The organism is Mycobacterium sp. PTI7, from assembly GCF_056679845.1.
In genome coordinates this window covers 3,990,060-4,011,665 of record NZ_CM155252.1, presented here as the reverse complement: position 1 = coordinate 4,011,665, position 21,606 = coordinate 3,990,060, and the positions used below count along the sequence as shown (strand labels likewise).

Here is a 21,606-nt window from a genome sequence, read left to right as displayed (position 1 = left end):
CTCCGACGTTCGATCCGGCGACCGACTTTGCGTGCGACCATCATTCTGGCAAACTCAAGGCGAATCCGGCCCGGTTCCTCTGGGCGGGGGTCGTTCGACCAGTTCAGAACCGAGCTGAGGTGATAGTGGATGCATCCATCGTTGACCCGAACGACGCCCGGACAAACTGGCGCCGCGCAGGTCGAGGGTGATCCAGCAACGCCCCGGCCCTCCGAGGTCATGTGGTCGTCCGATTCTGCGCGACGGACGGTCGGGATCACCCTTGCGGCGCTGGTCCTCGCCGCGATCGGTTACGCGGCGACGATCGTGCAACGCAGCAACGTGGCGATTCTGGCCGAACTCGGCGCGTGGTCGTACCCACTGTTGATGCTGGTGGCAGCCGGCGCGGTGGCGGTGCGCGCGTGGTCGCGTCGCAACGGGCGGCTGGCCTGGGCGCTGATCGCGGCGGGAATGCTCATCCCGGCGGTGCGCAATCTGCTGTACCCGTCGTTCGGGACGCTCAACGAATGGCGTCCGCTGTGGCTGTGCTTCTACCCGCTGCTGTTCGCCGGATTGCTCCTGCTGCTGCGGACGCGGCTGGCCCGCCTCCCACCCGCACTGTGGGCCGATGCGCTCATCGTCGGTCTCGCCGCCGGATCCGTCGCGACGATGGCGTTCGGCCCCTACAGTTCCGCCACCAACGCGGCTCCGCTGGCGGCCTTGATGGCCCTTGCGTTCCCGATCGGCGACGCCATGCTGGTCACCGTCTCCGTGTGCGCCCTGTCGGTGCTGGGGTGGCGCGCGGACCGCCGCTGGACGCTCCTGCTGGCCGGTTTCGTGATGTACGCCGTCGCCGACGTGCTGTTCATGTTCTCCGTCGCCGACGGCAGCTACGTCCGGGGCACCTGGTTCGACGCCCTGCGGCCGGCCGCAGCGCTGGTGATCGCGGCGGCGAGCTGGTTGGCGCCGACCTCGGGTCTGCCGCGCCCACGGGGCCCGCTGCGCGGCAAGGGGCTGCCACAGCTGTTGGGTGCGATCGTCCTCGTCGGGCTGCTGGTCCTCTCCCGCGAGGTGCAGATGCCGCGACTGGCGGTCCTGCTCGCCGCCGGCGGCCTCATCGCGGTGACCGCTCGCCTGGCACTGGCATTCCGGGAGGTCAGCGGGCTGGCCGACAGCCACCGCCACGCCATGATGGACGACCTGACCAGGCTCGCCAACCGCCGGGCCATGTCGACGGCGTTGACCGCGGCGTCCTTCGAGTACGGGCAGTCCCCACGGGGAAGGTCGTCCACGCCGGGCCCGGGTCTGCTGCTGCTCGACCTCGACAGGTTCAAGGAGATCAACGACTCGCTCGGGCACCACGTCGGCGATCAACTGCTGTGCCAGGTCGCCGACCGGTTGTCCCGGTCAGTGCGTCGCGAGGATCTCCTGGCGCGCGTCGGCGGCGACGAGTTCGCGGTGCTGTTCCCGCCGGGCATCGAGTTGCCCGCCGCCCACGAGGTGGCCACCCGCATCGTCGAAGCCCTGCGTGAGCCGTTCCACCTGATCGACGTCACGGTCCACGTCGAGGCGAGCGTCGGCATCGCGCTGTGCCCCCAGCACAGCCTGCATCCCGAGGATCTGCTCCAGTGCGCCGACGTCGCCATGTACCGCGCCAAGGGCTCACCGGTGCGGGTCGCCGTGTACGACGCCGCGCACGACACCCGCCGGGGCGACGAGCGTCGCATCGTCGACGACCTGCGCGTCGCGCTGGCCGAGGACCAACTCGTCTGCCACTACCAACCCAAGCTGAGCGCGGACGGCCGCGTGCACAGCGTGGAGGCGCTGGTGCGTTGGCAGCACCCCGTCCGCGGACTGCTGGCGCCCGACCAGTTCCTGCCCTACGCCGAGCGCGGCGGCCTGATGCGCCCGATGGCCACCACGGTCCTGAACGTCGCGCTGGCCCAGGCCCGGGTCTGGCGAGACCGCGGGATCGAGATGACGGTCGCGGTCAACCTGTCGGTGACCAACCTGCTGGACGTGGACCTCGTCGCCCGCATCGGCGCGCTGCTGCACACCCACGACATCCCCGCGGACGCACTCATCCTCGAGATCACCGAGGGCGTCCTGACGTCCGACGGTCACCGCTCCCACACCGTCGTGAAGGCGTTGCAGGAACTCGGCCTCAAGCTGTCCATCGACGACTTCGGCACGGGCTGGTCGTCGCTGGCCCGCCTGCACGAGATGACCGTCGACGAACTCAAGCTCGACGGGGTCTTCGTGGCCCGTCTCACCGAGGACCCACGATCCGTCGCCATCGTGCGCTCGACCGTGGCGCTCGCGCACAGTCTCGGTGCCGAACTCGTCGCCGAGGGCGTCGAGGACGTCGATACGCTCCGGGCGCTGCGCCGCTACGGGTGTGACATCACCCAGGGCTTCGTGCACTGCCCGCCGCTGCCCGCCGACGAACTGGAGCGGTGGCTCGACGCGCCGTCGGGCGATCAGTACGCGGCGAGCCAGGGTCCCATCCTGCGCAGCGCCTCCTCGATGTCGGAGGTCGCGCCGGCGAAGGACAGTCGCACGTAGGCACCGCCGTGCACGGTGTCGAAGTCGATGCCGGGGGCAATCGCAACGCCGGTGTCCGCCAGCAGTTTCGCGCAGAACGCCAGGGAATCGGTCGAGTGGTCGGCGATGTCGGCGTACACGTAGAACGCCCCGTCGGCGGGCGCCAGTCGCGGCAGACCGATCTCGGGGAGGCCCCGCAGCAGCAGATCTCGGTTGACGGCGTACTGGTCCACCAGCGCGTCGGCCGCCACGATCGACGCCGGATCGAACGCGGCGACCGCGGCCAGCTGCGGCAGCGTCGGCGGACAGATCGAGAAGTTGCCCGTCAGGCGGTCGACGGCGCGCAGCAGGCGCGCGGGCACCAGCAGCCAGCCCAGGCGCCAGCCCGTCATCGCGAAGTACTTCGAGAAACTGTTGACCACGATCGCCTCGCGCGACGTCTCCCACGCACAACTCGTCTGCGGCGCACCGGGATACACCAGTCCGTGGTAGATCTCGTCGCTCACCAGCTGGACGCCGGAGCGCTCGCACCACGACGCGATCGCCGCCAGATCTTCGGGCGGCAGTACGGTTCCGGTCGGATTGGCCGGGCTCGCGATGACCACCCCGGCGATCGGTGGGCTGATCTCCGCGAGCATTTCGACGGTCGGCTGGAATCGGGTGTCGGGGCCACAGGGCACCTCCACCACCTCACATCCCAGCGCCGACAGGATGTTCCGGTAGCAGGGGTAGCCGGGGCTGCTGACGGCCACGCGGTCGCCGACGTCGAAGCTCGCCAGGAACGACAGCAGGAACCCGCCCGTGGATCCGGTGGTCACCACCACCTCGGCGGGATCCACGTCCACGCCGTACCGGGTCGCGTACGACGCGGCGATGCCCTCGCGCAGCGCGGGGATGCCCATCGCGACGGTGTAGCCCAGGGTGTCCTCGGCGAGCGCTCGGGCGGCGGCGTCGCGGATCGGTGCGGGGGCCTGCGCGCCGGGCTGCCCGGCCGAGAGGTTGACCAGATCGCCGTGCGTGCGCTGCCGTTCCGCCGCCGCCAGCCACACGTCCATGACGTAGAACGGCGGGATGCCGGCGCGGACACTCACGCGGTCGCTCATCGCACTCAGGCTAGACCCGCGTCCCGCGTGGGTCAGAACACCTCGGCCTCGAGCCGCCGCAGCTGGTCGCGCGGCGGGCCGAGGAGTTGCGCGCTGCCGTGCGCGCGCTTGAAGTACAGCTGAATGTCGTGTTCCCAGGTGATGGCGATCCCGCCGTGCATCTGGATCGCCTCGGCGGCGACGGCGCTGAACGCCTCGCTGGCCGAGAACCGGGCCAGGGCCGCCGACGTCGGCGACGGAGCGGCGACGGCATCGTCGACGAGGGCCCGCGCCGACTGCACCAGCACGTACAGGTCGGCCATCCGGTGCTTCAACGCCTGGAAGCTGCCGATCGCCCGACCGAATTGGACGCGGTCCTTGGTGTAGGCGACGGTGAGGTCCAGGCAGCGGCTCGCCGCGCCGATCTGCTCGGCTGCCAGCAGGACGGCAGCGAGGTCGGCGAGGCCGGGATCGGCGCCCACGTCACTGGTCTCGGACGGGTCGAGCCGGGCGAGCCTGCGGGTCGGGTCCATCGTGACCAGCGGATGCGCCTCGAACGACGTCCACCGGATCATCCGGTCGCCGTCCAGGCCGATGACCACGTCGGCCACGTCGCCGCCCAGGACGTGGTCCGGGTCGAACGCGACGGTGCCGATCGAGGTGCCCTCCGCGAGCGCGCCGAGCGTCTCGGCGTCGGGTGCGTCGGCGGCCAGCAGTGCGAGTTCGGCCAGCGTGGTGCCCAGGAGCGGCGTGGGGACCAGGTTGCGACCCAGCTCCTCGATCACCGCGGCGGCGTCGCCGAGTTCGCCGCCCGCTCCACCGAGGTCCTCGGGTACGACCAGTGCGGCCGCGCCGACCTGCTCGCACAGCAGCGTCCACAGGGCCTCGTCGTAGCCGCGCTCCGACTCCATGGCCGTGCGGACCGCCGCGGGCGATGCGTGCTTCTCGACCAGTGCCGAGACGGTCTCGCGCAACATGTCCCGTTCGTCGCTCACGCCGTCAACTCCTTCAGCACGCGCTGCCTGTGCCACGTCGGATCGCCCCATGCGGAGCGCAGGGCCTGCACCCGCACCAGCAGCAGCGACAGGTCGTGTTCCTGGGTGAAGCCGATCGCGCCGTGCGTCTGCAGCGACGACCTCGCCGACAGCAGCGCGGCATCCGATGCGGCGGCCTTGGCGGCGCTCACGTCGCGCGCGGTGTCGGCGTTGCCGTCGGCGAGCGACAGCGCCGCCCCGTAGACCAGCGGGCGCGCCATCTCGACGGCGATGTGCACGTCGGCGAGCTTGTGCTTGATCGCCTGGTACGAGCCGATCAGCCTGCCGAACTGGCTGCGCTGCTTGGCATATGCGACCGACGCGTCGAGCATCGCCTGACCGGCCCCCACCAGCTGGGCGGCGGTGATCAGCGCGCCGAACTCGAAGGCACGCGCGGTGTCCGCGGACCGGGTGTCGCCGGTGGGCGACACGTCGAACAACCTGCGGGCGGGGTCCACGGACCCGTGGGCCTCACCGGCCTCGCCGCCGGCGACCGTGCCGTCGCCTGCCACCAGGATCACGCCCGCGGTGTCGGCGTCGACGGCACGCGGCGCGTGCGGCGCCATGGCCACCGTCGCAATCAGCTCGCCCGACGCGAGACCGGCGGATCGGCCGTCGCCGGCGAGCAGGATCGGCGCGACCGCAATCGATTCGGTCACCGGACCGGGCACGCCCCAGTAGCCGAGGCGCTCGGCGGCCACCACCAGGTCGACGGGGTGGGCGTCGATGCCGTCGTACTCCTCGGCGACGGCCAAGGCCGTCACGCCGAGGTCGGCGAGGGTGGCCCACACCATGCGGCCGGGATCGACGTCGCCGGCACCCCACGCCCGCACCGCCGCCGGAACGTTCGCGGCGCCGAGTGCGGCGTCGATGCTCGACGCGAAGTCGCGCTGCTGGTCGTCGATCTCGAAATTCACGCCTTCGCCTCCCGTGGCAGTCCCAGCAACCGTTCGGCGACGATGTTGCGCTGAATCTCGTTGGTGCCCGCGTAGATCGGTCCGCCGAGGGCGAACAGCAGTCCGTCGGTCCAGGCGTCGGCGAGTTCGGCGTCGGCCCCGCGGAGGTCGAGTGCCGTCTGGTGCAACGCCACGTCGAGGTCGGACCAGAACACCTTGGTGACCGACGACTCGGCACCGAGTTCGCCGCCGTTCACCAGCCGCGTCACCGTGCCGAACGTGTGCAGACGGTAGGCCTGCGCCTTGATCCACGCGTCGGCCACGCGCTCGGCGATCGCAGGGTCCCGATCGGCCTTCCAGGCGTCGACCAGGCGTTCGGCGGGCGCGAGGAACCGGGCGGGACTGCGCAGTGACATGCCTCGCTCGTTGCTCGACGTGTTCATCGCCGAGCGCCATCCGTCGTGCACCCCACCGATCACGTCCTCGTCGGCCACGAAGACGTCGTCGAGGAACACCTCGCCGAATCCCGTGTCACCGCCCAGCTGGTGGATGGGGCGCACCGTGACGCCGTCGGCGCGCAGGTCGAACATGAAGTAGGTCAGGCCCTTGTGGCGCTGCGCCTCGGGGTCGGACCGGAACAGGCCGAACGCGCGGTCGCCGAAGACGGCGCGCGAACTCCAGATCTTCTGACCGTTGAGCTTCCACCCGCCGTCGGTCTTGGTCGCGGTGGACCGGAGCGAGGCGAGGTCGCTGCCCGATTCGGGCTCCGACCAGGCCTGCGCCCAGATCTCCTCGCCGCTGGCCATCTTCGGCAGGATGCGGTCCCGCTGCTCCTCGCTGCCGTGCGCGAAGAGCGTCGGCGCGAGCATGCCGGTGCCGTTGGCGCTGGCGCGGCCCGGTGCGCCGGCGCGGAAGTACTCCTCCTCGTAGACCACCCACTGCAGCAGGGAGGCGTCGCGTCCGCCGTACTTCTCCGGCCACGCGATGACCGACAGTCGCGCGTCGAACAGCACCCTGTCCCAGTCGCGGTGCTGGGCGAAGCCCTCGGCGGTGTCGTAGGACTTCGTCGGGAAGTGCGATCGGTTGGCGGCCAGGAAGTCGCGGACCTCGACCCGGAACTCCTGCGTCTCGTCGTCGATCTGGAGATCCATCACACCATCTCTCGCAGTTGGGGTTTGACCACCTTGCCGCCCGGGTTGCGGGGGAGCGCCGGGACGAACGTCACCGATCGGGGGGTCTTGAAGTTGGCCAGGTGCGTGCGGCAGAAGGCGATCACGCCCTTCTCGGTCAACTCGGCGCCGGGCCGCGCCACGACGAATGCCATGCCGACCTCGCCGAGGCGGTCGTCGGGTACGCCGATCACCGCCGACTCGGCGACGCCATCGAGCCGGGCGAGCACCTGCTCGATCTCGGCGGGGTAGACGTTGAAGCCGCCGCAGATGTACATGTCCTTGAGGCGGTCGGTGATGCGGAGATTTCCTGCGGCGTCCAGGCTTCCGACGTCGCCGGTGTGCAGCCAGCCGTCGGCGTCGATGGCGGCGGCGGTGGCCTCGGGATCGTCGAGGTAGCCGAGCATCACGTTGGGGCCGCGCAGCAGGACCTCGCCGGAATCCGCACCGTCGTCGCCGGCGATCCGCAGCTCGAAGTCGGCGATCGGCCGCCCGCTGGTGGTCGCGACGGTCACGGCGTCGTCGTCGGCGCGGCACATGGTCCCGAATCCGCTTGCCTCGGTGAGCCCGTAGGCGGTGAGCACCACGTCGATGTCGAGTTCGGTCTGCATCCGCTCGATCAGCACGACGGGGATGGTGGCGGCGCCGGTCACCGCGAAGCGCAGCGAGGTGAGGTCGTAGTCGCCGCGGCGGGGATGGTCGAGCAGCGTCTGGTAGATGGTCGGGGGCCCGGGCAGCACCGTGATGCCGTTGTCCTGCACGGCCTGCATCGCCCGCTCGGGGTCGAACGTCAACTGGGGGACCAGCGTCGCGCCGGTCTGCAGGCACGCCAGGATGCCCGCCTTGTAGCCGAAGTTGTGGAAGAACGGGTTGATGCACAGGTAGCGGTCGGCGTCGGTGACCTGGCCGCACGCCGCCCACGCCGCGGGTGCCTCGAGGGACTGGCGGTGCGCGCACAGCACGCCCTTGCTGCGACCGGTGGTGCCGGACGTGAAGAGGACGTCCGCGACGTCGTCGGCGGTCACGGCGGCCGCGCGGGCGTCGGCGGCGTCGAGATCCGTGCCGCGGGAGACGAACTCGTCCCAGGTTCCGTCGGCGTCGTCGACCGGGATGCGCACCACGTGGCGAAGCGCCGGAAGGCTGGACCGGTCGAGGTCTGCCAGCCGGTCGGCGCCGAGGAAGCGGCCCATTCCGATCAGCAGCGGTGCCTCGGTGCGCGCCAGGATGTCGGTAGCCTCGGAGGCCGTGTACCGGGTGTTGAGCGGCACGACGACCGCACCCGCGTAAGTGGTGGCCAGGCTCGCGACCACCCAGTGCCAGGTGTTGGGCGACCAGATCGCGACCCGGTCGCCGGCGTTCACGCCGAGCGCGACGATCGCCGCCGCGGCACGTCTGACCTCGGCCTTCAGCTCGGCGAAGGTGACGCTGCGGTCGTCGGTGAGGATGGCGAGGTGGTCGGGAAGTCGGTCGGCGATCCGGTCCAGCACACCCGGGATCGTCCTTGGGTGATACATACCCCGGTCGCTCCGCTCCTGCCCACTGGGCGACGGCATTGACGCTCCTCTAACAAAGCAAGTGCTTGGTAGGTTAGCCTACAGGAGTGATAGAGGTCGAGGAGTTCAGGACCGAGGTCAGGCAGTGGCTCGCCGACAATCTGGTCGGCGACTACGCGGCGCTCAAGGGACTCGGTGGCCCGGGTCGCGAGCACGAGGCCTTCGAGGAGCGGCTGGCCTGGAACCAGCACCTCGCGAAGGCCGGTCTCACCTGTCTCGGCTGGCCCGAGGAACACGGCGGACGAGGTCTCACCACCGCCCATCGCGTCGCGTTCTACGAGGAGTACGCCAAGGCGGACGCCCCCGACAAGGTCAACCACCTCGGTGAGGAACTGCTCGGACCCACGCTCATCGCCTACGGCACCCCGGAACAGCAGCAGCGCTTCCTCCCCAGGATCCTCGACGTCACCGAGCTGTGGTCGCAGGGCTACTCCGAGCCGGGTGCGGGTAGCGACCTGGCCAACGTCGCGACGTCGGCCGAACTGGACGGCGACGCGTGGATCATCAACGGCCAGAAGGTCTGGACCTCGCTGGCGCACTGGGCGCAGTGGTGCTTCGTCATCGCGCGCACCGAGAAGGGCTCCAAACGGCACGCGGGCCTGTCCTACCTGCTGGTCCCGCTGGAGCAACCCGGCGTGGAGATCCGCCCGATCATCCAGCTCACCGGCGACTCCGAGTTCAACGAGGTGTTCTTCGACGGCGCCCGCACCGACGCCGACCTCGTCGTCGGGGAGCCCGGTGACGGCTGGCGCGTCGCGATGGGCACCCTGACGTTCGAGCGCGGCGTCTCGACGCTGGGCCAGCAGATTCAGTACCGCCGCGAGCTGCTCGGCATCGTCGACCTCGCCAAGAAGACCGGTGCCGCGGACGATCCGCTCATCCGCGAACGGCTGACGCGGTCCTGGGCGGGCCTGCGGACAATGCGCTCGTACGCGATGGCGACCATGGACCTCGGGGACGGCGACCGCACCGGCTCGGCCATGGGCGGCGGGCAGGACAGTGTCTCGAAGCTGTTGTGGGCCAACTGGCATCGCGAACTCGGCGAGATCGCGATGGACGTTCGCGGGGCCGCCGGCCTGACCCTCGACGACGGCGAGTTCGACGAGTGGCAGCGGCTCTACCTGTTCTCCCGGTCGGACACCATCTACGGCGGCTCGAACGAGATCCAGCGCAACATCATCGCCGAGCGCGTGCTCGGCCTGCCTCGAGAGGCCAAGGGACAGTGAATCTCTCCGCGACTCCCACCGAGATCGGCGGCCACGGTCTGCTCGAGGGCAAGGTCGTGCTCGTCACCGCCGCCGCGGGCACCGGCATCGGGTCGACGACCGCTCGCCGCGCGCTGCTCGAGGGCGCCGACGTCGTGGTGTCCGACTACCACGAGCGCCGCCTCAACGAGACCCGCGACGAACTCGCCGCGCTCGGTCTCGGCCGCGTGGAGGCCGTCGTGTGCGACGTGACGTCCACCGCGGCGGTCGACGCGCTGCTCGAGGCGACCGTCGAGAAGGCGGGCAGGCTCGACGTCCTGGTCAACAACGCGGGGCTGGGCGGCCAGACGCCCGTCGTCGACATGACCGACGACGAGTGGGACCGCGTCCTCAACGTGACGCTGACGTCGGTGATGCGCGCGACCCGGGCGGCGCTGCGCTACTTCCGCGGTGTCGACCACGGTGGCGTCATCGTGAACAACGCCAGCGTGCTGGGCTGGCGCGGACAGCACTCCCAGTCGCACTACGCCGCCGCCAAGGCGGGCGTGATGGCGCTGACCCGGTGCAGCGCCATCGAGGCCGTCGAGTTCGGCGTGCGCATCAACGCGGTGTCGCCGAGCATCGCCCGGCACAAGTTCCTGGAGAAGACCAGCTCGTCGGAGTTGCTCGACCAGCTGTCGTCCGACGAGGCGTTCGGCAGGGCCGCCGAGCCCTGGGAGATCGCCACCACCATCGCGTTCCTGGCCAGTGACTACTCCAGCTACCTGACCGGCGAGGTCATCTCGGTGTCGAGCCAGCGCGCCTGACTACGCTGGGCGGGGTGAAGCGAACGGTAGCGGCTGCGGCGTGTCTCGTCATGCTCGTCGCGGGGTGCTCCGGCGCCAGCAACTCCGGCGGTGACACCTCCTGCGCCGACTTCCTGGCCATGCGCACGGACAACCAGGACGCCACCGTCGCCAAGCTGCTCAAGGAGCGCAACGGCAGGAACTCCTCGACCGGGGACGTCGTCGACAAGCGGGTGTCCCTCGTCGCATCCTGCGGCTCCGGCGACAACGGGAACACGGACATCGGCGACCTCGGCTGACGCCGCGGATCTCCACGGGATCTTCACGAGTGGTGCCGAAAAGCACCACATCCGGCACGTACGGTCTGGGATGTGAAGCGCATCCTGGTGGTCGACGACGAGCCGACCATCCTCGCCGCGGTGGCCACCCGCCTCCGCGCCGAGGAGTTCCAGGTGGAGACCGCCGTCGACGGCCCGTCCGCGGTGGCGACCGCGGCGGCCACCGAGCCGGACCTGGTGGTGCTCGACGTGATGCTGCCCGGATTCGACGGGCTGGAGGTGTGCCGCCGGATCCAGGCCGAGCGCCCGGTGCCCGTGCTGATGCTGACCGCGCGCAGCGACGAGACCGACATGCTGGTGGGCCTCGGCATCGGCGCCGATGACTACCTGACCAAGCCGTTCAGCATGCGCGAACTCGTCGCGCGCATCCGGGTGCTGCTAAGGCGCGTCGAGCGCACCGATGCCGAGCCGCCGATGTCGTTCGGGGACTGCCGGATCGACCTGCTGGCGCGGCGTGTCCATCGAGGAGCCGACGAGATCCACCTCACCAAACTCGAATTCGACGTGCTGGCCTTCCTCGCCGGCCGGCCTCGCGCCGCCGTCAGTCGCGACACCCTGCTCGAGCAGGTGTGGGGCTGGACCTCGGAGACCGAGACCCGGACGGTGGACAGTCACGTGAAGGCGTTGCGCCGCAAGCTCGGACCGGATCTGATCCGCACGGTGCACGGCGTGGGGTACGCGCTGGACGCACCGCGATGAGCCGGCTCTCCGCCCTCTGGGACCGGGTGCCCCGGCCGCTGGATCCGTTCGCGTCGTTCAAGGTGAAGATGGCGCTGCTGGTGGGCAGTGCGATCACGTTGGCCGCGTTCACGTTCTGGGTGGGCGCCAGCTGGCAGTTCCGCTACGCGCTGCTGGCCGCGCTGGCCACGTCGCTCGTACTCACCCAGTTCCTCGCCCACGGGATGACCTCGCCGCTGCGGCAGATGACCGCCGCCGCCCGGGCCATGGCACGCGGCGACTACAGCAGGCGGGTGCGGGCCACCTCACGTGACGAGGTCGGCCAGCTGGCGACGGCGTTCAACCAGATGGCCGCCGATCTCGGAGCTGCCGACGAGTACCGCCGCGGGCTGATCGGCAACGTGTCCCACGAGCTGCGGACACCCATCACCGCCCTGCGTGCCGTCCTGGAGAACGTCGTCGACGGCGTCGCCACTCCGGACGCCGAGACCATGCGGGTCGCACTGTCGCAGACGGAGCGGCTCGGCGCCCTCGTCGACGACCTGCTCGACCTGTCCCGTCTCGAGGCGGGCGCGATCCGATTGCAGCACAACCGGTTCGGTGTCGGGGACCTCCTGTCGGAGTGCGTCTCGCACGTCGCCGTGTCGGTGCCCGACGTGGACGTCGTGATCGGGGTGACCCCGCCCGGGCTGACGTTCGTGGCGGATCCGGCCCGGTTGAAGCAGGTGGTGGTCAACCTGGTGGACAACGCGATCCGCCACAGTCCGACCGGTGGCCGGGTGTCGGTCCGCGCGTGCGCCGCCGAGCGTGGCGGCTTGCGGCTGGAGGTCGGCGACCAGGGGCCGGGCATCCCGCTCGCCGAGCGGGAACGCGTCTTCGAGCGCTTCAGCCGCGGTGACACGTCCGCGGGCGGAACCGGACTCGGCCTGGCGATCGCCCGGTGGGCCGTCGACCTGCACGGCGGATCGATAGCAGTCAAGGATGTCAGGTCGGGATGCCTGATCGAGGTCGTCATTCCACAGTCGACGGAGGAGCACGCGTGACCATGATGGTTCCCGGGCGGCCGGTGGCGCCGCCCCCACCGCCGCCGGTGCTGGGGCCCGCGCTGCCGCGCCGCGGCGAGCCCGGCTGGACGGTCTGGCCACGCCGCGTGTGGCCGTTCGATCCGCTGGCCGCCGCACCGCGACGGTTCGTCCCGCTGGCGCTGGCGGTCGCCGTCCTCGGTGGCCTGTTCTGGCGGGTGTCGGTGTTGAGCATCGGCTACCTGCTGGTGGGCGTGCTGGTGTTCGGCGTCGTCTACGGCACCGCGGAGCGCCGCCCGACGCGCCGGGAGGCCGCCGGCATCGCGGTGACGCTGCTGCTGCTGGCCGTGCCAGCGATCCTCGCCGCCGAGTGGCTCGGCGTGCTGTGCATCGCGGCCGCGTGGCTGGTCGGGTGGACCACGCTGGCGGGCGGCCGGACCTGGACCGCCGTGGTCGCGGCGTCGATCGTCGGCTGGCTGGTACCGGCCAGGGCGGTCGGGTGGGCGCGTCGTGCCGTCGGACCCGCCCGTCGCGGCCGGCCCGGCGTCGGCCGGATGCTGCTCGTCGCGGTGATCACCGCGGTGCTGGTCCTGGTCTTCGGGAGCCTGTTCGCCGCGGCGGATCCGGCGTTCGACCGCCTGGTGGACGGCATCGTGCCCCGGTGGCAGGTCGTCGACGCCCAGGTGCGGGTGCTGGTCGGCCTGCTGGTGCTCCTCTTCGTGCTCGGCGGCGGTTACCTGCTGCGCCAACCGCCGCGGCTGGACGCACTCGCCCCGGCTCGACGGGCCTCGGTGCCCAACTGGGAGTGGGCGATTCCGCTCGCCGTGCTCGACGTCCTGTTCATCGGGTTCGTCGCGGTGCAGGCCGCCGTGCTGTTCGGCGGGCATGCGCACGTACTGGAGACCGACGGTCTGACCTACGCCGAGTACGCGCGCCAGGGCTTCTGGCAGCTGCTGTGGGTGTCGGCGCTGACGCTGCTGGTGCTCAGCGTGGTCATCCGGGTCGCCGCGCGCGAGACCACGGCGGACCGTCGACTGGTCCGCGTGCTGGTGGGCGTCCTCTGCGCCACGTCGGTGGTCGTGGTGATCTCGGCGATCCACCGGATGTGGCTCTATCAGGAGGCGTACGGGTTCAGCGTCCTGCGGATCGTGGTGATCGCGATCGAGCTGTGGCTCGGCGCGGTGTTCGTCCTGATCGCGCTTGCGGGCCTTCGCATGTCCGGGCGCTGGCTGCCCACCGCGGTGCTGTTCGCGGGCGTCGTGACGCTGCTCGGGCTGGCCGCGCTCGATCCGGAGCGCATGATCGCCGATCGCAACGTCGACCGCTACGAGCAGACCGGACAGCTGGACGTCGAGTACCTGCTGCGGCTGTCGTCCGACGTTCAGCCGGCGCTGGACCGCCTCCCCGAGGACATGCAGATGTGCGCCGTCTACCGTGCGAAGGACCGGGATCCCTGGTTCGAGTTCAACCTGTCACGCTGGCGGGCGGCGCACGACGACCCGTCGACGGCGATGTGCCTGCAGTACGGGGAGTACGGGGAGTAGCCCGAGCTGGCCGAGCAAGCGCTTGGTTGATACCCTGGCCCCGTGGACAAGGCGCCGCTCAGCCGCCGTGACGAGTTGCTCGACCTCGCCGCGACGATGTTCGCCGACCGCGGACTGCGCGCCACCACCGTGCGCGACATCGCCGACTCGGCCGGAATCCTCTCCGGCAGCCTCTACCACCACTTCAAGTCCAAGGAGCAGATGGTCGAAGAGGTCCTGAAGGACTTCCTCGACTGGCTGTTCGGGCGCTACCGCGAGATTCTCGACGCCGAGCCCGACTCGCTCGGCCGCGTCAAGGGACTGTTCATGGCGTCGTTCGAGGCCATCGAGCACCGGCACGCCCAGGTCGTCATCTACCAGGACGAGGCCAAGCGGCTCTCGTCGCTGCCCCAGTTCGGCTTCGTCGACGAGCGCAACGTCGAGCAGCGCCAGATGTGGGTCGACATCCTCAAGCAGGGCGTCGCGGACGGGCACTTCCGGCCCGAACTCGACGTCGACCTCGTCTACCGATTCATCCGCGACACCACCTGGGTGTCGGTCCGCTGGTACCAGCCCGGCGGACCGCTCACGGCCCAGCAGGTCGGCGAGCAGTACCTGGCCATCGTGCTCGGTGGCATCACCACATCAGAAGGAGACAGCCCATGACCGAGGCCTACGTCATCGATGCCGTCCGGACCGCCGTCGGCAAGCGCAACGGATCGCTCGCCGGCCTGCATCCCGTCGATCTGGGCGCCGCCGCCTGGCGCGGCCTGTTCGCCCGCACCGACCTCGACCCGGGTGCCGTCGACGACGTCATCGCGGGCTGCGTGGACGCCGTCGGCGGCCAGGCCGGCAACATCGCGCGGCTGTCGTGGCTTGCGGCCGGCTTCCCCGAAGAGGTCCCGGGCGTCACCGTCGACCGGCAGTGCGGCTCCAGCCAGCAGGCCATTTCGTTTGGTGCACAGGCAATCATGTCGGGCACCGCGGACGTCATCGTCGCCGGTGGCATGCAGAACATGAGCCAGATCCCGATCAGCTCGGCGATGATCGTCGGCGAGCAGTTCGGCTTCACGTCGCCCACCAACGAGTCCAAGAGCTGGTTGCACCGCTACGGCGACCAGGAGATCTCGCAGTTCCGCGGATCCGAGATGATCGCCGAGAAGTGGGCCCTGACGCGCGAGGAGATGGAGCAGTACTCGCTGACCAGCCACCAGCGCGCGCAGGAGGCGATCCGTGCGGGCCACTTCGAGAACGAGATCCTGGCAGTGGACGGCTTCGCCACCGACGAGGGCCCGCGCGACACGTCGCTGGAGAAGATGGCCGGGCTCAAGACGCTCGTCGACGGCGGCCGTCTGACCGCGGCGATGGCCAGCCAGATCTCCGACGGCGCCAGCGCGGTGCTGCTCGCCTCCGAGCAGGCCGTCGCCGACCACGGCCTCACGCCGCGCGCCCGCATCCACCACATCAGTGCGCGCGGAGCCGATCCCGTCTACATGCTGACCGGCCCGATCCCCGCGACCGAGTATGCGCTGGCCAAGACCGGCCTGACGATGGACGACATCGACACCGTCGAGATCAACGAGGCCTTCGCACCCGTGGTCATGGCGTGGTTGAAGGAGACCGGAGCCGATCCCGCCAAGGTGAACCCCAGCGGCGGCGCCATCGCGCTGGGCCACCCCCTCGGTGCCACCGGCGCCAAGCTGTTCGCCACGATGCTGAACACGTTGGAGCGCACCGGCGGTCGCTACGGCCTGCAGACCATGTGCGAGGGCGGCGGCACCGCGAACGTGACGATCATCGAGCGGCTCTAGGGCTTTCGTCCTGCGCCGAGTGTTCGTGAATCCTGCGACGCATCGCACGCGTGTCGGTCGCGTCGCCAGTTTCACGAATCATCACCAGGTGAAGCCGCGTCGGCGAAGTTCGGTCACGACCCGGCCAACGTACGTGGCTCTGCGGCGGTAGAGCAGGTCTCGGCTCACTCGCACGATCCGCCAATCCTCGTCGCCGAGTTGCACCTGCTTGTCGATGTCGCGTTGTCGCACAGCAGGATCCGTCCAGTGTTGCGGGCCGTCGTACTCGATGCCTACCTTGACGTCGCCGTAACCCATGTCCAGGCGGGCGATGAAGTCGCCGTAGGCGTTGCACACCACCACCTGGGTGCGCGGCGCAGGCAGCCCTGCGTCGACGAGCGCGAGCCGCGCTGCGGTCTCCTGCGGTGACTCCGCACCGCCATCCATCAGCGCCAAGGCGGTCCTGAGGCGTGGCAATCCGCGCGCACCGGGGTGTACGGCCATCACCGCTTCGACGTCGACGACCTTGACGTCGGTCGCCGCCGCGAGCGCATCGAGTCGTTGTACCGCGGCTACCTGGCGCGTGACGTGACGGCCCAGGTCGAATGCGGTCCGAGCGGCCGACGTGACGGCCATGCCGTCCACCTGAACCACCTCTGCCGAGGTGACGACGTCGGACCACACCGTGATGCCGGACGGAGGCTTGCGGTTGTCGTAGATCAACTCGGCCGGGCCGGCATCGTCCACCCACTTGGCGCCCAGCATGGCAGCCGCGGACTGCCCCGCGATGATTCCTCGTCGCCGAGACCACAACCAGGCGGCCACCGCACGCTGGCGTGCCGACGGGCGGATGCCCCATGGGACGTAGATACCCGGATACACCGCTTCGTAGAGTTCGCGCATCGCGCGTTCTGGAATGGCCCGCGCTGTCAACGCTTCCGACCCGATGAACGGCCACGGCAAATCCCCCATGACTGGATGCTGCCAAGGGCCACTGACATGGCCTCGTTCGTGAATCTGACGACGAGACACGCCGCGTCAGCGTCGGTAATTTCACGAATGGGCGAAGACGCGATCTAGTGCGTCGCGGCGACCAACGCCAACCCGCCGAACGCCACGATCCAACTGGCGAAGCTGCCGACGAGGAAGTACTCGGTGACGTCGTCGATGCCGACGCGTTCGGTGTTGCCCTCGCGGTCGCGCTTCGCGCTGATCTCCGGGAACCGGATGATGCTCTTGGCCGCGACGACGGCCGACGCCATCGTCAGCTGGCCGGCCAGTCCGAGGCCGACGATCAGCAGCCGTTCCATCGGGCCCAGCAGACGGCCGCCCTTGAGTTGGTCGGACGCCTGCGGTTGCCCGGCGGGCTTCACCGAACCCACCGACCCGAGGACGAGTCGCACGAGTTGATTGGCCGTGGCCGCCTGCACCAGTAGGACGCCGACGGCCATCAGCATCCGGTTGGGCGTCACCTCCAGGCCCACCCACGACGACCATCGCCCGACCGGGCCCGCGACGTCGGAACCCCACCCGGACAACAGGATGAGCCCCGCGACCGCCCCGCCGAGGACCAGCAGCGGCGTGGCCTGCCGGGTGCCGGTCCGCTCGGCGCGCTCACACGACACGTGCCAACCGACGGATGCGACGGACGCCACCGCCAGGAGCACCAGATCGCCCAGGTGCCACAGCCCGGCGAGCATCGCGACCCCGATCGCCACGGCGACGCCGATGACCGGCGGCAGCCAGCGCCGCCCCAGCAGCCGACGGCTGACATCTCCGACGCCGACGGCGATCAGCAGCACCGCCAGCATGCTCACGGGATCTCCGCCAGCAGACGCGATGCCGACAGGATCAGGTCGAGACCGTCGCGGCCGGCGCGCTGGGAGACCGCCGACGGGCTGATCTGCTCGTCGGCGGCGAGTTCCTTCTTCGACCGGTGGGACACGAGACCTCTCAGGATGCGGACGGACCGTTCGTCGAGTGATCCAAACATGTGGTCCCGACACATCAGCGCGGCGTTGATCGGACCGGCGTCGACGGCGGCGGGGTCGGCGGTGCGGAACGTGGTGCGGACGAGGGCCAGTCCGGGTTGGCGCTGCGCCTCGGCCGTCCATTCGATGGCCTCGCGCGCCGACCACCAGCCGGGTCCGTCCTGGATGCCGGTCGCCTCGTCGAGCAGGGTGACCTCGCCCCAGCCGATGCCGAACCGCACGTCGACGGACGGCGCGACCGCCAACCGCACCCGCCAGGCGGCCGCGATGGCGGACCCCACTCCGGCGTAGCTGCCCTGGAACTCGTCGCCAACCGTGAACGCCGGGGGATCGATGGCGCCCGCCGCGACGGCGGCGAGGGCGTCGTTCACCGCGCGGTGCAGTGTGGCCCTGTCGGCGGCGCCACGGGAATCGACGACGTCACCGATGAGCGTCGCCCTCGATGTAGCTCCAGCCTTCACCACCGCCATGTGAAGACTATAGCTTCACTAACGCAAGATTAAGCCGATGGCTTCATCACGGTTGGATGAAGGCCGACGTCGACTGGAGATGCCGGATCGCCTCGTCGACTATCGCCGGCACCAACTCGGCACACGACGGCAGGTCGTCCAGAATTCCCGCCACCTGGCCGGACGCCAGCACGCCGGCGTCGGTGTTGCCCTCCACCAGGCCTGCTTTGAGCAGCATCGGGGTGTTGGCGGCCATCACCACCTGCGACCAGGTGAGGTCCTTGCCGCGCCGCATCGCCAGACCGTCGGTCACCAACGACTTCCACGTCATCCCGGACATCTTCTTGAACTTCTGCGCGTTGCCCACCGCCGCCGCGAGACCCCGCACCGGCGATCCGCTTTCCAGCTTCTCCACCAGGCCGGTCCGCAGCACGCGATGCGGCATCCCGTCGACGCGGGTCGACACCACGGTCCCGTCGAGCGCCGATTCCAGGTATCGCCGCTTGACGGCGTCGGGCACGGTCGAGTCCGACGTCAGCAGGAAGCGGGTGCCCATCGCGACGCCCGCGGCGCCGTAGGACAGCGCGGCCGCCAGCCCACGCCCGTCGAAGAACCCACCCGCCGCGATCACCGGCATGCCGGTGTCGGCCACCGCGTCGATGACCGACGGCAGCAGCAGCGTCGTCGCGATCGGGCCGGTGTGGCCGCCGCCCTCGCCGCCCTGGACGATCACGGCGTCGGCGCCCCAGCCCGCGACCTTCTTGGCGTGCTTGGCCAGACCGACCGACGGGATGACGACGACGCCGGCGTCCTTGAGTCGGGCGATCAGGTCGGGTTTCGGTGCCAGGGCGAAGGAGGCGACTTTGACTCCTTCGCTGATCAGGAGGTCGACGCGGTCGTTCGCGTCGCCGGCGTCGGCACGGATGTTGATGCCGAACGGTTTGTCGGTGGCGGCCTTGACCTTGCCCACCGCGACCCGCAGTTCGTCGAGCGTCATGGTCGCCGACGCGAGGATGCCGAGCCCGCCCGCGTTGGACGTCGCGGCCACCAGTCGCGCACCGGCGACCCAACCCATGCCGGTCTGGACGACGGGATGTTCGATGCCGACCAGTTCGGTCAGCGGTGTCTTGAGGTGGCTCATGCCCGTACTTCTCTGTCTCGCAGCGACTTCGGGTCGATGACCTCGCGGATCAGGCGCAGCTCCTCGGTCGAGGGTAGCCGGGTGGTCTCGGCGGTGTCGAGGCCGTGCACCTCGAACGACGTGTTCTCGGCGACCTCGTCGGCGGTGACGCCGGGATGCAGGGACAGCGCTCGCATCTGGCGGTCCGGACCGCCGAAGTCGAACACGCCCAGGTTCGAGACCACGCGGTAGACGTTGGCGAAGCGGAAGGCCGGATTGTCGGGATCGACCTTGTCCCAGCCGATGCCGGACACGATGTCGACCGAGTCGCCGAACACCCGCTTGCCGTGACCGCCCACCCAGTAGCTGGTGGCGTGGTTGATGCTGTTGCCCGGTGCCCCGCGCACGCCGAACATCTGCCGCTTGGGCTGCTGGATCGGACCGAACGCCGACAGGTTCTGGTTGCCGTAGCGGTCGATCTGGTTGGCGCCCATCACGACGTGGCGGCGCCCCCACGTCAGCGTCTCGAAGACGCGGCCGAACGGCATCCAGCCCTCGATCGCGCCGGTGGCGCCGAGCGCGGGAGTGTCGGCGAGGATGCGCGCCTCGCCGTCGGTCAGCAGGATGTCCGGCGAGAACGTCAGGCGTGCCAGTCGGGCGCCGATCGAGACCATGTTCGCCATCGGGCTGACCATGATCTCGCCTGCGTCGCGGAACAATTCGGCGCAGGCGACCGCGCACACCTCGGCCCGCGTCGCGGACTGGTCTTCGGACGTCACTTGGCTGCCTCCTTCGCTGCGGCCTGCTCGTCGGCGAACGTCCGCACGGCGGCCTGGTAGTCGTCCTCGCTGCCGGACAGGAAGGTGGCGACGAACTCCGCCCACGTCTCATCGGATCCGGCGGCCTCGGCGTAGTGCCGCTGGAACTTCTCGTCTCGGCGGTAGTCCGGCTCGGCGGTCGTGAAGTGCGCACCGTTGGGCGCCTCGACCACCGAGTCGACCATCATCCGGTTGACCAGCAGTGCCTGCGGCGGCACCGACGACACCAGTTCCTCGGTGGAGACGACGCGGTCGACGCTCATCAGGCGCTGCTTCGCCGACATCAGGAAGAGGTCGTCGAAGTACGGGTCGATGCCGGTGTAGGCGGCATTGCCGCGGTCGTCACCGACGTTGAGGTGGACGAGCGCCACGTCGAGGTTCAGCGCGGGCATGGCGATCAGCTCCTCGTAGCCATCGCCCGTGGGGTAGGGGGAGCACACGGTCTTGAGTTCGTCGCCCCAGAACGTGCGCACGTCGCTGCCGAGTCCGGCGCGGATCGGCAGGAACGGAAGCCGTTGTGCCGCAGCCTGCAGGCCGCAGCGCAGCATGCCCTCGTCCATCTCCCGTGCCTCGATCGCCCCGGTGGTCCGCGCCTTGGCGAACCACGGATCGTAGAACGGCGGCGAGTCCAGCGACACGAAGCCGTAGTAGACGCGCTTGACCTTGCCCGCGGAGCAGAGCAGCCCGAGATCGGGGCCGCCGTAGGTGACCACGGTGAGGTCGGTGACGTCGGTGCGGAGCAGGGCGCGGATGAGCGCCATCGGCTTGCGGCGCGAACCCCACCCGCCGATGCCGATGGTCATGCCGCTCTCGATCGACGAGACGGCCTCGTCGAGGGTGGTCCTCTTGTCGCTCAAACTACTTCGCTCCCTTGTCGGTCCCGGCGAACACGTCCCGGTGTTCGTCGGACACGCCGGCTAGGTTGAGTTCGAACGTGAATCCCTGCTCCATCCGGTACCGCGCGTTGACGGGTTGGACGTCGATGAGGTTGAGGGCTTCCTTGGCTGCGCGGATCACGCGGGTGTCCTTCGACGCGATGTCCCGTGCGACCCGCAGTGCCGCCTCGTCGAGGTCGGCGCGCGGCACGACCTCGTGCACCGAGCCGAAGTGATGCAGGGTCTCGGCGTCGACGGTCGCCGCGGTGAAGAACAGTCGCCGCATCATGTGCTGCGGAACCAGCCGGGAGAGATGGGTGGCCGCACCGAGTGCGCCGCGCTCGACCTCGGGCAGTCCGAACTTCGCGTCGTCGGAGGCGACTATCACGTCGGAGTTGCCGACCAGGCCGATGCCGCCGCCCACGCAGAATCCGTTGACCGCGGCGACCACCGGGACCTCGCACTCGTAGACCGCCCGAAAGGCATGGAAGCAGCCGCGATTGGCGTCGATGAGCGCGGTGAACCCGTCGGTCTTCTGCATCTCCTTGATGTCGACGCCCGCGTTGAAGCCGCGGCCCTCGGCGCGCAGGATCACCACGTGGGTGCTGCGGTCGCGGCCGGCGGCGGTGATCGCGTCGCCGAGTTCGAACCATCCGCGCGACGGGATCGCGTTCACGGGCGGGTAGTCGACGGTGACCGAGACGATGCCCGGTTCCACGGTCTTGGTGGTGATCGTCATCGTGGTGTCTCCTGGG

General features: G+C 70.0%; 21 protein-coding genes. 9 read left to right on the top strand and 12 right to left on the bottom strand.

Going from position 1 to position 21,606, the window contains the following annotated elements; translation table 11 throughout:
• Window positions 1-219 precede the first annotated feature (219 nt).
• Window positions 220-2,544, top strand: a complete 2,325-nt coding sequence (locus tag AC1MEY_RS19320) for a putative bifunctional diguanylate cyclase/phosphodiesterase (protein ID WP_480227036.1) — start codon at window positions 220-222, stop codon at window positions 2,542-2,544.
• Here the strand turns inward: AC1MEY_RS19320 and AC1MEY_RS19315 are convergent.
• The 5 genes from AC1MEY_RS19315 to fadD3 are packed head-to-tail and all read right to left on the bottom strand — an operon-like array spanning window position 2,460 to window position 8,218.
• On the bottom strand, window positions 2,460-3,626 hold the full coding sequence (locus AC1MEY_RS19315) for a pyridoxal phosphate-dependent aminotransferase (RefSeq protein ID WP_480227035.1): 1,167 nt from the start codon (window positions 3,624-3,626) through the stop codon (window positions 2,460-2,462). The genes AC1MEY_RS19320 and AC1MEY_RS19315 overlap by 85 nt on opposite strands.
• Before the next feature lie 32 nt (window positions 3,627-3,658).
• Complete coding sequence (ipdE2, locus tag AC1MEY_RS19310; RefSeq protein WP_480227034.1) at window positions 3,659-4,600, bottom strand: acyl-CoA dehydrogenase IpdE2; 942 nt, start codon at window positions 4,598-4,600, stop codon at window positions 3,659-3,661.
• Window positions 4,597-5,556 (bottom strand): acyl-CoA dehydrogenase family protein, encoded by a 960-nt coding sequence (locus tag AC1MEY_RS19305; protein WP_480227033.1) that lies wholly within the window; start codon window positions 5,554-5,556, stop codon window positions 4,597-4,599. The genes ipdE2 and AC1MEY_RS19305 overlap by 4 nt, the downstream gene beginning before the upstream one ends.
• A complete protein-coding gene (locus tag AC1MEY_RS19300) occupies window positions 5,553-6,686 on the bottom strand; it encodes an acyl-CoA dehydrogenase family protein (protein WP_480227032.1) in 1,134 nt (377 codons plus the stop codon). Before AC1MEY_RS19300 ends, AC1MEY_RS19305 begins: the two co-directional genes overlap by 4 nt.
• Complete coding sequence (gene fadD3, locus AC1MEY_RS19295) at window positions 6,686-8,218, bottom strand: 3-((3aS,4S,7aS)-7a-methyl-1,5-dioxo-octahydro-1H-inden-4-yl)propanoate--CoA ligase FadD3 (RefSeq protein WP_480231565.1); 1,533 nt, start codon at window positions 8,216-8,218, stop codon at window positions 6,686-6,688. Before fadD3 ends, AC1MEY_RS19300 begins: the two co-directional genes overlap by 1 nt.
• Before the next feature lie 86 nt (window positions 8,219-8,304).
• Between fadD3 and ipdE1 the strand changes: the two genes are divergently transcribed.
• The 8 genes from ipdE1 (at window position 8,305) to fadA6 (ending at window position 15,619) form a co-directional block, all read left to right on the top strand.
• Window positions 8,305-9,483 carry an acyl-CoA dehydrogenase IpdE1 gene (gene ipdE1 / locus AC1MEY_RS19290; protein WP_480227031.1) on the top strand — a complete coding sequence of 393 codons (1,179 nt, stop codon included), beginning with the start codon at window positions 8,305-8,307 and terminating at the stop codon, window positions 9,481-9,483.
• A complete protein-coding gene (ipdF, locus tag AC1MEY_RS19285; RefSeq protein ID WP_480227030.1) occupies window positions 9,480-10,268 on the top strand; it encodes a (5R,7aS)-5-hydroxy-7a-methyl-1-oxo-2,3,5,6,7,7a-hexahydro-1H-indene-carboxyl-CoA reductase in 789 nt (262 codons plus the stop codon). Before ipdE1 ends, ipdF begins: the two co-directional genes overlap by 4 nt.
• 14 nt (window positions 10,269-10,282) lie before the next feature.
• Complete coding sequence (locus tag AC1MEY_RS19280) at window positions 10,283-10,546, top strand: hypothetical protein (protein ID WP_480227029.1); 264 nt, start codon at window positions 10,283-10,285, stop codon at window positions 10,544-10,546.
• Window positions 10,547-10,618: 72 nt separating this feature from the next.
• On the top strand, window positions 10,619-11,284 hold the full coding sequence (locus AC1MEY_RS19275; RefSeq protein WP_480227028.1) for a response regulator: 666 nt from the start codon (window positions 10,619-10,621) through the stop codon (window positions 11,282-11,284).
• Window positions 11,281-12,306, top strand: coding sequence for a HAMP domain-containing sensor histidine kinase (locus AC1MEY_RS19270; protein ID WP_480227027.1), 1,026 nt, complete (start codon window positions 11,281-11,283; stop codon window positions 12,304-12,306). The genes AC1MEY_RS19275 and AC1MEY_RS19270 overlap by 4 nt, the downstream gene beginning before the upstream one ends.
• Window positions 12,307-12,308: 2 nt before the next feature.
• The gene (locus tag AC1MEY_RS19265) at window positions 12,309-13,829 is read left to right on the top strand and encodes a DUF4153 domain-containing protein (protein WP_480231564.1); all 1,521 of its coding nucleotides are present in this window, start codon (window positions 12,309-12,311) and stop codon (window positions 13,827-13,829) included.
• 42 nt (window positions 13,830-13,871) lie between these two features.
• Window positions 13,872-14,474 carry a TetR family transcriptional regulator KstR2 gene (gene kstR2, locus AC1MEY_RS19260; RefSeq protein ID WP_480227026.1) on the top strand — a complete coding sequence of 201 codons (603 nt, stop codon included), beginning with the start codon at window positions 13,872-13,874 and terminating at the stop codon, window positions 14,472-14,474.
• Window positions 14,471-15,619, top strand: coding sequence for a steroid 3-ketoacyl-CoA thiolase FadA6 (gene fadA6, locus AC1MEY_RS19255; RefSeq protein ID WP_480227025.1), 1,149 nt, complete (start codon window positions 14,471-14,473; stop codon window positions 15,617-15,619). Before kstR2 ends, fadA6 begins: the two co-directional genes overlap by 4 nt.
• Before the next feature lie 81 nt (window positions 15,620-15,700).
• Here fadA6 and AC1MEY_RS19250 read toward each other — a convergent pair whose 3' ends face one another.
• From AC1MEY_RS19250 to echA20, 7 genes are all read right to left on the bottom strand, one after another.
• The gene (locus AC1MEY_RS19250; protein WP_480231563.1) at window positions 15,701-16,570 is read right to left on the bottom strand and encodes a hypothetical protein; all 870 of its coding nucleotides are present in this window, start codon (window positions 16,568-16,570) and stop codon (window positions 15,701-15,703) included.
• A gap of 104 nt (window positions 16,571-16,674) precedes the next feature.
• Entirely contained in the window at window positions 16,675-17,415 is a 741-nt protein-coding gene (locus tag AC1MEY_RS19245; protein ID WP_480227024.1) for a hypothetical protein, read from the bottom strand.
• Window positions 17,412-18,059, bottom strand: coding sequence for a SatD family protein (locus AC1MEY_RS19240; protein ID WP_480227023.1), 648 nt, complete (start codon window positions 18,057-18,059; stop codon window positions 17,412-17,414). The genes AC1MEY_RS19245 and AC1MEY_RS19240 overlap by 4 nt, the downstream gene beginning before the upstream one ends.
• Window positions 18,060-18,105: 46 nt before the next feature.
• Window positions 18,106-19,179 (bottom strand): (3aS,4S,5R,7aS)-5-hydroxy-7a-methyl-1-oxo-octahydro-1H-indene-4-carboxyl-CoA dehydrogenase, encoded by a 1,074-nt coding sequence (gene ipdC / locus AC1MEY_RS19235; RefSeq protein ID WP_480227022.1) that lies wholly within the window; start codon window positions 19,177-19,179, stop codon window positions 18,106-18,108.
• On the bottom strand, window positions 19,176-19,937 hold the full coding sequence (gene ipdB, locus AC1MEY_RS19230; RefSeq protein WP_480227021.1) for a cholesterol ring-cleaving hydrolase subunit IpdB: 762 nt from the start codon (window positions 19,935-19,937) through the stop codon (window positions 19,176-19,178). The genes ipdC and ipdB overlap by 4 nt, the downstream gene beginning before the upstream one ends.
• Window positions 19,934-20,833, bottom strand: a complete 900-nt coding sequence (gene ipdA, locus AC1MEY_RS19225; protein ID WP_480227020.1) for a cholesterol ring-cleaving hydrolase subunit IpdA — start codon at window positions 20,831-20,833, stop codon at window positions 19,934-19,936. Before ipdA ends, ipdB begins: the two co-directional genes overlap by 4 nt.
• A 1-nt stretch (window position 20,834) precedes the next feature.
• Window positions 20,835-21,590, bottom strand: a complete 756-nt coding sequence (echA20, locus tag AC1MEY_RS19220; protein WP_480227019.1) for a (7aS)-7a-methyl-1,5-dioxo-2,3,5,6,7,7a-hexahydro-1H-indene-carboxyl-CoA hydrolase — start codon at window positions 21,588-21,590, stop codon at window positions 20,835-20,837.
• Window positions 21,591-21,606: the final 16 nt, after the last annotated feature.